Here is a 10,885-nt window from a genome sequence, read left to right on the forward strand (position 1 = left end):
CGCGCAGGTTGCGCCTAACCGGCCGCACCTAGCGGCACACAAAGTAAAAGGCCTTCATCGCCAGATGAAGGCCTTTTTTCATGCGCACGCGGGCGCCTTCGGGCGGCGGGCTCTTTGGCGGTATCGGTTGCGCCTCGAGCAACGCAAATGCGACTCTGCCGTGGTCTGCACGGACTGCGCGTTCTGCCCTATCTGGCTCGCAATATATGCGGCCACCTGATTTCGCTCAGAACTTCCTTCACGAAATGGGATTTCAATATAGGCCCGCGCGCACGCGCATTCAAGGTTCCGGCGATTGAAACTTGCGATTGCAGGCGACGCTTCAATGACAAAACAAATTTGCCTCGCCGTGCGCGTCGTGTTCAGGTCGCCGAAACATCGGCCGCCGCTTCCTTCTTCGCTCGTTCCGGGCACCCCGGATCCTTGTACGCACCGTGGTCGAGCTTCTCGACCAGGTAGTCGACGAACGCACGCACCGCGGGCGGCATCCCCTGCCGCGACACGAACACCGCGTACAGTTGCGGCACCGGCAGCGTCCAGCCCGGCATCACCGGCGACAGTTGCCCGGCACGCAGCGCGTTGCCGTACATCATCTCCGGCAGTGCCGCGATGCCGAGACCATCGAGCACGGCTTCACGGATCGTCATCAGGTCGGCCGTCACGAGCCGCGGGTCGTGCTCGTGCACATGACGCGTTCCATCCGGCGCGATCAGGTTGAACACGTGCCGCCCATCGACGCTCGGCGTGTCGAGCGTCTCGAATCCGCTCAGGTCGTCCGGCACCAGCGGCGGCGCATTCTGGCTCAGCAGGCTCGGCGCGCCGACCAGCATCTGCTCGGTGCGCCACAGCGGCCGCACGACGATATTCGCGTTCTGCGGCGGCTCCGAGCGCACGCGCAGCGCGACGTCGATCGAATCCTCGAACAGGTCGATCACGCGATTCGTCACGCGGACGTGCACCTTCACCTCGGGATAGCGACGCAGGAATTCGGGCAGGATGCGCGACAGCATCGTCTGGGACAGCGTCACGGGCACGCTGACGCGCACCGAGCCGCGCGGCGACGAGCGCAACTGCTGGACCGCGTTCATCGCCGCCTGCGCTTCGGCCAGCATTGCCTGGCAATGCTGGTAGAAAAGCTCCCCCGCCTCGGTCAGCGCGAGCTTGCGGGTGGAGCGCTGCAGCAGGCGCACGCCGAGCGCCGCCTCGAGTTCGGTCAGGCGCCGCGACAGGCGCGATTTCGAGATGCCCAGCACGCGCTCCGCGGCCGAGAAACCGCCATGTTCGACGACCTGCGAAAAGTACATGAGGTCGTTCAGGTTATGTGCATCGATATTCATCTCATCGTTCCATTTTCAGAACAATCCATTGCGAACCGTCGCGAATCGAACGGTAAAACGCCCAATATAATAGCGCTATGTTTCAAAAATAACGCTATTCCGATCATTTCGAGGGTATCCGCATGACGACCGCTCGCTCGCTTGACCGCACGTACCCCGCGCTTCGCACGACCGAAGGCAGCGGCTTCGTGGTTCACCGCCCGTTCCCGACCCGGCTGCTGATGGATTTCGATCCGTTCCTGCTGCTCGACGAAATGGGTCCCGTCGACTACGCGCCCGGCGAAGCCAAGGGCGCCCCCGACCATCCGCATCGCGGCTTCGAGACCGTGACCTACGCACTCGACGGACGCTTCCGCCATCGCGACTCGTCCGGCCATGCCGGCACGCTCGGCCCGGGCGACGTGCAATGGATGACGGCGGGCGCCGGCGTCGTGCACAGCGAGATGCCCGATCCTGAATTCGCGCAGGCGGGCGGCCGCTCCCACGGCTTCCAGCTGTGGGTCAACCTGCCGCGCCGCGACAAGCTGATCGCGCCGCGCTACCAGGAGATCCCTGCCAACCGCATCCCGACCGCAACGTCGCCGGACGGTCGCGCGCGCGTACGCGTGATCGCCGGCGCAGCGTTCGGCGTCCGCGCCGCGATCGAAACGCGCACGCCAATCCTCTACCAGCATTTCACGCTGCAGCCCGGCGCAACGGTCACGCAGACCGTCCCGGCAGGCTACCGTGTGTTTGCCTATCCGATCGACGGAACGGGCCTCTACGGGCCCGCCAGGCAGGCTGTCGACGCACGACACATGGTCGTGTACTGCGATGACGGCGACACGGTCACGTTCGCCGCCGGCGACACGCCGCTCGACCTGCTGCTGATCGGCGGCGTGCCGCTCAACGAGCCGATCGTCCGCTACGGCCCGTTCGTGATGAATACCGAGGAGGAGATCCGGCAGGCGGTCGTCGACTACCAGACCGGCCGCATGGGTCGCATCGAAGCATGACGCCCGGACGGGCGCGCAGGTGCCGCGAAACCGCCCGTTTTGCGTCACAATGACTTTTTGAACCACGTGGCCGCCCGCCACCAGAAGGAACCCGTCCCCTTGAACTTCGAACATCTGATCCAGATCAATTCCGACGATCCGGCCGTGCCGACCCTCACCCGCGACCAGCTCTGGGAAGGCCTCGTGCTGCGCGCCGAACAGCCGCAATTGTTCGTGCTCGGTCTCGACAGCTGTGTCGTCCACGAACGGACGGGCACGACGCTCGAACGTGAACTGCACTACGGTCACGCGACCGTGCGCGACCACGTCACGTTCACGCCGAACCAGCAGGTTCGCTACGACATCCTCGCCGCCGACGGCGAGATCGGCGGCTCGCTGACCATGACGATCGAGGAACGCGACGACCACGAGCTGTTCCTGCGTTTCGAATACCGCACGACACTGGTCGTCACGGACGACAGCGAAGACGCCCGGCAGACGCACGGGATCGTCAAGGAGGCGTACCGCACGTCGGATATCGATACGGTCCGCCTGATCCGCGAGTACACGCAGGGCCGCAAGGACCCCGATCCGCTGCACTGAACCCGGTGGCGGCCTGCGGGCCGCCCCTTTGATTCAAGCTATCAGGTTCGCGATTTCGATCGATAAAGAGTTTTTGTAAATGGGAATAGTTATCATTTAGAATTCATTCCATCGTATCGACAGTCACCGATCAACCGAATGACCGACACCATGCGCCAGACCCCGACCACGCTGACCTTGCGCCGCACGACCGGCACCGCAGGCAGCAGCCGTCAGAAGACGGCAGCGGTCACCACGCCGGCGAAACCCGCCGGCAACCGCGAAGCAGGCACGCGGGTCGTCAGCAGCGATGCGCTGCTGCAAGGCCAAAGCCACGTCAGCATCGCGCATAACGGAGAGACTTATCAGTTGCGCGCCACACGGCTCGGCAAACTGATCCTGACGAAGTAACGACAGAGTATTGTGGGGACCACCTCCCTGAGAGGTGTTGGGCAGTAGCCAGCGTAACGGCTTGCACGCGAGATCTAGACCCCTTCGTGCAAACACACTCAAGCAGCCGTTGCAGCAAGCCAAGCCACTTTTTTTGGTTCTCGCACAAGGAAGAAAAAAAGCGACACGTCTTTCGACGTGTCGCTTTTTGTTTGGGCGGCCAATGCGTGAAGCATGCCGCCCGGGTTCGCTATCGCGTCGCTGCGTGACCGCCGAAGCGACACGCGATCCGCGTCAGAAACCCCAGAACATCAACCACCATGCGCTGTCGATGACGGCAAGCCCGGCGGCAAACCATGCGAATGCCGCAAGCCGGCGCGGCCAGCCCGCATAGCGCCCCGTCACTTTCCACGCGAGCCACGCACTCCATGCGTTGGCGCCGACCAGGATCGCGACGCGCACATCGGTCGCCCAGCCGAGCGGTACATGCTCGGCACGCAGCAGCGACAGTGTCGTGGCCGACAGGCCAAGGAACACACCCGCGCCTGCAATCGGAATCAACGCCTGCGCGAGATGATGCAGCCGCACGCGATCGAAGCGGCCGAGCATCAGCGTGGCGCCGGCCAGCAGCACCAGCAGCGCCGTGCCGTACACGAGCCCCGTGCCAACGATGTAGCTGATGACCAGCCCGCCGTCGAGCCACGAGAACACGTCGTTGCGATCCGGATAGTGCGTGAGCAGGAACCACGGCGCATTGGTCTCGAGCGGCCACGTGATGTCATGGTCGATCAGCCAGCCCGCGAGCCATTGCTTGATCTGCACGAACCAGGGGCTGACGGTCCAGTGGAACGCACCGATCGCGACGCCAAGCAGGCCGTACAGGATCAGCGCGGTATCCCACGGGTTCGCCTGCTGCGCGCCGAGGTTCACGACTTCGTCGGACGGCGAGCGCAACGACAGCGCGATCGCATCGCGGTGCCCGCTGCAGCGGCCGCACATATGGCAGTCCGCCGCACCCTTCATGTTGCGCAACGGCACGAGCGGCGCGCAGTTGATCGGAATCACGCGATGGCCATGCTCGCCGTTCTTGTACGAACGGCGCCATGCATCCTCATCGACCTTGTAGCGCATCGGCGCGAGCCGCGCGAGCAGCCCGAACACGCCGTTGACCGGGCACAGGTACTTGCACCACACGCGCTTCTCGCGGCCGTACAACACGCCGATCACGATCGCGCCGACGGTCGAGCCGCCGAGCACGAACAGCACCGCGAGCGGGTACTGGTACACGCTCACCATCTGCCCGTAGATCGTCGTGAGCCCGAACGCGACGAACGGCCAGCCGCCCCACCGGATCCAACGCGGAATCGGGCCGCCGCGGCCGAACTTGCTCGCGAATTCGGTGAGTGCGCCTTCCGGACACAGCACGCCGCACCAGACACGGCCGAGCATCACCATCGACAGCAGCACGAACGGCCACCAGATGCCCCAGAACGTGAATTGCGCGATCAGCGTGAGGTTGCTCCACAGGTGCGCGGAGTCGTCCGGCAGCGGCAGCACCGCCGGCACGATGATCAGGAATGCGTAGACGGCGACGACGGCCCACTGGATGCCGCGGATCAGCGCACCGTGGCGCTGCATCCACTGGCCGGCCTGCGCGAGCCAGCCCTGCTTGGCTGCGGCGACAACGCTCATGCCGCGCGACCTGCCGCGACGGCCGGACGACGGCTCGCGCGCTTCATCAGCAGCCAGACCACCGCCCAGTACACAGCGTAGGCAACCAGGTTGGTCAGTGCCGGGTGCGCACGATAGCCGGTCAGCGTTGCGACGAGTGAGCCGAACGTGCCCGAATCATCGAGGATCGCAGACGTGTCCCACACCTGCGAAATGCCGAGCGGCAGGATTTCCTTGTCGATCAGCTTGTCGACGCCGGTCTGGAACAGGCCCGCGCCGAGAAACAGCAGCATCACTTCGGTGACGCGGAAGAAATGCCGCCACGAGAAGTACTTGCCGCCGAGCTGCAGCAGATAGAACGTGAGGAACGCAAGGCCGAGACCGATCACGACCGCAAGCATCTGGCTGCCGTCGACGTGACCCGACTGGCCGAAACCGAGACCATACAGGAAGATCACCGTTTCGCTGCCTTCGCGCGCGATCGCCAGCGCGACCAGCACCGCGACGCCCCACCAGTTCGAATCGCGCGTGCTCTGCTGCAGCGATTGCTCCATGTCGCGCTTCAGCGTGCGGCCGTGCCGGCGCATCCACAGCACCATCTGCACGATCAGCACGCATGCAATCAGCACCATGGCAGTCTGGAAGTAGTCCTGCGCGTCGCCGGACAACACTTCGGTGAAACCGACCAGTGCGGCACCGAGGCCGACGGCCATCAGCAAGCCGACACCGACGCCGGTCCAGAGAAAGGGCAGGCCGCGGCGCGCGTCGGCGTCGCCGTTTTTCAGCCATGCATAGAGAATGCCGACGACGAGCAGCGCTTCGACGCTCTCCCGCCAGACGATGAACAAGATCTGACCCATCGATACCTCCTGACGCGCAGTACACCGGGCAGGTGCGCCCGCGCGCAGATAAAACGCATTACTTCGCGACGATCACGCCCTGCGCCTGCTGGTGGAAATCGTCGAAAAACTTGTATTCACCCGGTGACAACGGTGCGACGACCACGAACGAATCGGCGCCCGGCGCGAGCACCTTCTCCTTGCGCAGTTGCACGCTCTCGAATTCGGCGGCGCCCTTGCCGGTGTTCTTGATCTCGATCTTGAAACGCTGGCCGGCCGGCACTTCGATGCGGGCGGGATTCAGCTTGCCGTCCGTCATCTCGAGCTTGAACGTCGGCAGGTCGGCAGCGTACGCTGCGCCGGCAAGCCACAACGCAGCGGCTGCGGCAAAGACTTTCTGGGGAATTTTCATTCTGGGTTCTCTACGCCGACGGCGCGCCGAAGCGCGCCGTCCGTGATGCCACCGATCAGTAACCGCCCTTCTTGCCGATACCGGCGAACGGGAAGTCGTACTCGAGGGTAATGGGCTTGAACCATGCGCCCACGCCCGTTTCCTTGTCGATGTGACGGCCGAACGCCATGTGGCCCGTCTGCATCGGCGGCTTGACGACCATCGTCAGGTGATACTTGCCCGGGCCGTTCAGCTTCACGTTGTCACCGTAGTGCGGGCCATCGCTCGCGACCATGCCCATCAGGTCGCCTTCAGCCTTCCACTTCGCGTCGCCCTGCTTCGTCAGCTTGTACGTGACCTGCAGGTACGGCATCCAGTCGCCTTCCGCGAAACCCGTCGGGTTGTTCTTGACCGCATGGATGTCGGCCTCGAGGTGGACGTCGGAATCCGACGCCTTGCGCATCATCCCTTCCGGGTCCATCGTGATCGGCTGCAGGTATACCGCGCCGATTTCCATGCCGCCCTGGATCTGCTGCTTGCCGATCGGATATTCGGCAGCCGAGGCCGACATCGCGGCAAGCGCCGCCGCTACCGCAACCGTCGTGCGGATGAACGAAGAACCCAACATGGACACTCCTTGTTATTTGATCTGGAACCATATGAACCGACCGTCAGGTCAGCCCACTGAAAACACTAACGCGACGAAGAACGTTAATGCGAACAATTCTCAATAATTGCGAAGTTTAGCACCGAACCTGTTTCGGAACAAACGGGGAGCCGTGTAAACCCCTGATCCGACAAGGCTTACAGGCTCGTTACCACCCGGTTTCGGTGACGCTTGGAAAGATTTACCGGCCACCGTTGACGTGATCGCCGACGTTCGCGCCGAACACACGCTCACGCAGCAACGCAAGCTGGTCGCGGGTCGCGGCGGCCTTCTCGAACTCGAGGTTCTTCGCGTAGTCGGCCATCTGCTTCTCGAGGCGCTTGATTTCCTTGGCGAGCTGCTTTTCCGACATGTCCTCGAATTTCGCGCGCTGCTGCGCTTCCTTCAGCTCGGCGCGTGCCTCGTCCGCGTTGTACACACCGTCGATGATGTCCTTGATGCGCTTCACGACACCGCGCGGCGTGATGCCCATCTTTTCGTTGTGCGCGATCTGCTTCGCACGGCGCCGCTCGGTCTCGCCGATCGCGCGCTTCATCGACTCGGTCATGTTGTCCGCGTAGAGAATCGCCTTGCCGTTCACGTTCCGCGCCGCACGGCCGATCGTCTGGATCAGCGAGCGCTCCGCGCGCAGGAAGCCCTCCTTGTCCGCGTCGAGGATCGCAACGAGCGACACCTCGGGAATGTCGAGCCCTTCCCGCAGCAGGTTGATCCCGACCAGCACGTCGAACGTGCCGAGCCGCAGGTCGCGGATGATCTCGACACGCTCGACCGTATCGATGTCGCTGTGCAGGTAACGCACCTTGACCCCGTGATCGGCAAGAAACTCGGTGAGCTGCTCGGCCATGCGCTTCGTCAGCACGGTGATCAGCACGCGCTCCTCGGCCTTCACGCGCGCGTTGATCTCGGCCAGCACGTCGTCGACCTGCGAGCTCGCCGGCCGTACTTCGATTTCCGGATCGACAAGGCCCGTCGGCCGCACGACCTGCTCGGCGATCTGCCCGGTCACGCGCTTCTCGTAGTCGGCCGGCGTGGCCGACACGAACACGACCTGACGCATCTTGCGTTCGAACTCCGGGAACTTGAGCGGCCGGTTGTCCAGCGCCGACGGCAACCGGAACCCGTAGTTGACGAGGTTTTCCTTGCGCGCGCGGTCGCCGTTGTACATGCCGTTCAACTGGCCGATCAGCACGTGCGATTCGTCGAGCAGCATCAGCGCATCGGGCGGCAGGTAGTCGACGAGGGTCGGCGGCGGATCGCCGGGCTCTGCGCCCGAGAAATGCCGCGAGTAATTCTCGATGCCCTTGCAGAAGCCGAGCTCCTGCAGCATCTCGAGATCGAAGCGCGTGCGCTGCTCGAGGCGCTGCGCCTCGACGAGCTTGCCGTCGCTGTGAAAGTACTCGAGCCGCTCGCGCAATTCGTCCTTGATCGTCTCGACCGCGCGCATCACGGTGTCGCGCGGCGTCACATAGTGCGACGACGGATACACAGTGAAGCGCGGGATCTTCTGCCGCACGCGCCCCGTCAGCGGATCGAACAGCTGCAGCGTCTCGACCTCGTCGTCGAACAGCTCGACGCGCACGGCCAGCTCCGCGTGTTCGGCCGGGAAGATGTCGATCGTGTCGCCACGCACGCGGAACGTGCCGCGCTGGAAATCCTGCTCGTTGCGCGTGTACTGCATCGCGATCAGCCGCGCGATCACGTCGCGCTGGCCGAGCTTGTCGCCCGCACGCAGCGTCAGGATCATCTGGTGGTATTCGGACGGGTTGCCGATACCGTAGATCGCCGACACCGTCGCGACGATCACGACGTCGCGGCGCTCCATCAGGCTCTTCGTCGCCGACAGCCGCATCTGCTCGATGTGCTCGTTGATCGACGAGTCCTTCTCGATGAACAGGTCGCGCTGCGGCACGTACGCTTCAGGCTGGTAATAGTCGTAGTACGAGACGAAGTACTCGACCGCGTTGCGCGGGAAGAACTCGCGAAATTCCGAGTAAAGCTGCGCGGCGAGCGTCTTGTTCGGCGCGAACACGATCGCCGGGCGGCCGAGCCGCGCGATCGTGTTCGCCATCGTGAAGGTCTTGCCCGAGCCCGTCACGCCGAGCAGCGTCTGGAACGAGAGGCCGTCCTCGACCCCTTCGACGAGCGTCTCGATCGCGGTCGGCTGGTCGCCTGCGGGCGGATACGGTTGGTACAGCTGGAACGGCGACCCTTCGAAGGTCACGAATTTCGATTCGTCGAGCGCGTCGCCGGTTTCGGCTTTATGTTCGGACATGGAATGCGGCCGGAGCGAGGGCAAAGAAAGCATTCTAGCGCTTCGCGGCGTCGCGAACTGCTGTCGGCTCCTGACGCGCGACGGCCGTCCGATATCGCCATTCCAGGCCGAATTTCGCCGCCGATTCGCCGCCCCCGCCTGCGTGAATTCGCTACAATGTCAGGCTGCTGCGCTTTCCGGCGTCGTGCCTGCCCGCGCGCGGTCCACCGCGCCCGCCCCGCCAGTTGAAAGCCTGACCCTCTTTTCACTACTGCCGAATCATCATGTCGCTCTTCTCCGCTGTCCAGCTTGCTCCCCGCGACCCGATCCTGGGCCTGAACGAAGCCTTCAACGCCGATGCGCGTCCGACCAAGGTCAACCTCGGCGTCGGTGTGTACACGAACGAAGAAGGCAAGATTCCGCTGCTGCGCGCGGTTCGCGAAGCAGAGAAGGTGCGTGTCGAGGCCGGCCTGCCCCGCGGCTACCTGCCGATCGACGGCATCGCTGCCTACGATGCGGCCGTGCAGAAGCTGCTGCTCGGCAACGACTCGCCGCTGATCGCAGCAGGTCGCGTGGTCACGGCCCAGGCACTGGGCGGCACGGGCGCGCTGAAGATCGGCGCCGATTTCCTGCGCACCGTGAACCCGAACGTGAAGGTCGCGATCAGCGATCCGAGCTGGGAAAACCACCGCGCGCTGTTCGAAGCGGCCGGCTTCGAAGTCGTTGCGTACCCGTATTACGACGCTGCCACCAACGGCGTGAACTTCGAAGGCATGCTGTCGGCACTGAACAGCTACGCGGCAGGTACGGTCGTCGTGCTGCACGCATGCTGCCACAACCCGACCGGCGTGGACCTGACCGAAGCGCAATGGCAACAGGTCGTCGACGTCGTGAAGGCGCGCAACCTCGTGCCGTTCCTCGACATCGCCTACCAGGGCTTCGGCGAGAACATCGAGGCCGATGCTGCTGCCGTGCGCCTGTTCGCCGCGGCTGACCTGAACGCATTCGTGTCGTCGTCGTTCTCGAAGTCGTTCTCGCTGTACGGCGAGCGCGTCGGTGCACTGTCGATCATCACGTCGAGCAAGGATGAAGCGACGCGCGTGCTGTCGCAACTGAAGCGCGTGATCCGCACGAACTACTCGAACCCGCCGACCCATGGCGGCGCCGTGGTCGCAGCGGTGCTCGCATCGCCGGAGCTGCACGCTTCGTGGGTGCAGGAACTCGGCGAAATGCGCGATCGCATCCGCGCAATGCGCAATGGTCTCGTCGAACGCCTGAAGGCAAGCGGCGTCGATCGCGACTTCAGCTTCATCAACGAGCAGCGCGGGATGTTCTCGTATTCGGGCCTGACCTCGGCGCAAGTCGATCGCCTGCGCGACGAGTTCGGCATCTACGCAGTCGGCACGGGCCGGATCTGCGTCGCAGCACTGAACACGCGCAACCTCGACGCGGTCGCCAATGCGGTCGCAGCCGTCCTGAAGTAACGCGGCTTGAGCAGGCGGCAGCCGTCATCGGCCCCGCCCTGCCAAAATGAAAAACGCGCTCCACGGAGCGCGTTTTTTTATGCCATTCGCCGGCGGGCAGCTACCCCGCCCGCCCCCGCATCACTGCATGAACCAGCCGTGGCTGACGACGACGGACTGGCCCGTGAGCGCAGCGCTCGGGAAGGCCGACAGGAACAGCACCGTCTGCGCGACGTCCTGGACGGTCGTGAACACGCCGTCGACCGTATTGCCGAGCATCACCTTCTTCACCACTTCGTCTTCGCTGATGCCGAGCTCCT

10 protein-coding genes and 1 pseudogene are annotated in these 10,885 nt (G+C 64.2%); 4 read left to right on the forward strand and 7 right to left on the reverse strand.

The features are described from left to right. Positions 1-362: 362 nt before the first annotated feature. On the reverse strand, positions 363-1,337 hold the full coding sequence (locus tag G3N93_RS08195; protein ID WP_011352658.1) for a LysR family transcriptional regulator: 975 nt from the start codon (positions 1,335-1,337) through the stop codon (positions 363-365). 122 nt (positions 1,338-1,459) lie between these two features. On the opposite strand from G3N93_RS08195, the gene G3N93_RS08200 reads away from it, so the two are divergent. The 3 genes from G3N93_RS08200 (at position 1,460) to hemP (ending at position 3,304) form a co-directional block, all read left to right on the forward strand. Continuing rightward, the gene (locus G3N93_RS08200; protein WP_206132759.1) at positions 1,460-2,332 is read left to right on the forward strand and encodes a pirin family protein; all 873 of its coding nucleotides are present in this window, start codon (positions 1,460-1,462) and stop codon (positions 2,330-2,332) included. A gap of 99 nt (positions 2,333-2,431) precedes the next feature. Further along, entirely contained in the window at positions 2,432-2,914 is a 483-nt protein-coding gene (locus G3N93_RS08205; protein ID WP_206121742.1) for an SRPBCC family protein, read from the forward strand. Positions 2,915-3,052: 138 nt separating this feature from the next. Further along, positions 3,053-3,304: a hemin uptake protein HemP gene (hemP, locus tag G3N93_RS08210; protein ID WP_174941712.1), complete on the forward strand. Its 252-nt coding sequence runs from the start codon at positions 3,053-3,055 to the stop codon at positions 3,302-3,304. Between the two features lie 273 nt (positions 3,305-3,577). On the opposite strand, the gene G3N93_RS08215 is transcribed toward hemP, so the two are convergent. The 5 genes from G3N93_RS08215 to uvrB form a co-directional block, all read right to left on the reverse strand. Further along, positions 3,578-4,975: a 4Fe-4S binding protein gene (locus G3N93_RS08215; RefSeq protein ID WP_174941710.1), complete on the reverse strand. Its 1,398-nt coding sequence runs from the start codon at positions 4,973-4,975 to the stop codon at positions 3,578-3,580. Continuing rightward, positions 4,972-5,814 carry an FTR1 family protein gene (locus tag G3N93_RS08220; protein ID WP_174941708.1) on the reverse strand — a complete coding sequence of 281 codons (843 nt, stop codon included), beginning with the start codon at positions 5,812-5,814 and terminating at the stop codon, positions 4,972-4,974. The genes G3N93_RS08215 and G3N93_RS08220 overlap by 4 nt, the downstream gene beginning before the upstream one ends. A gap of 58 nt (positions 5,815-5,872) precedes the next feature. Continuing rightward, positions 5,873-6,205: a cupredoxin domain-containing protein gene (locus G3N93_RS08225; RefSeq protein ID WP_174941706.1), complete on the reverse strand. Its 333-nt coding sequence runs from the start codon at positions 6,203-6,205 to the stop codon at positions 5,873-5,875. A 55-nt stretch (positions 6,206-6,260) separates the two neighbouring features. Then, a complete protein-coding gene (locus tag G3N93_RS08230; RefSeq protein WP_174941704.1) occupies positions 6,261-6,812 on the reverse strand; it encodes an iron transporter in 552 nt (183 codons plus the stop codon). Positions 6,813-7,032: 220 nt separating this feature from the next. Further along, positions 7,033-9,123 (reverse strand): excinuclease ABC subunit UvrB, encoded by a 2,091-nt coding sequence (gene uvrB / locus G3N93_RS08235; RefSeq protein ID WP_174941702.1) that lies wholly within the window; start codon positions 9,121-9,123, stop codon positions 7,033-7,035. Between the two features lie 263 nt (positions 9,124-9,386). Between uvrB and G3N93_RS08240 the strand changes: the two genes are divergently transcribed. Next, positions 9,387-10,586, forward strand: coding sequence for an amino acid aminotransferase (locus G3N93_RS08240; RefSeq protein WP_174941700.1), 1,200 nt, complete (start codon positions 9,387-9,389; stop codon positions 10,584-10,586). A 120-nt stretch (positions 10,587-10,706) separates the two neighbouring features. On the opposite strand, the pseudogene G3N93_RS08245 reads toward G3N93_RS08240, so the two are convergent. After that, positions 10,707-10,885 (reverse strand): annotated as a pseudogene (locus G3N93_RS08245) (3-hydroxybutyrate dehydrogenase); the annotation flags it as partial.

The organism is Burkholderia sp. Se-20378, from assembly GCF_017104665.1.
In the GTDB taxonomy this organism is placed as follows: Bacteria; Pseudomonadota; Gammaproteobacteria; order Burkholderiales; family Burkholderiaceae; genus Burkholderia; species Burkholderia lata.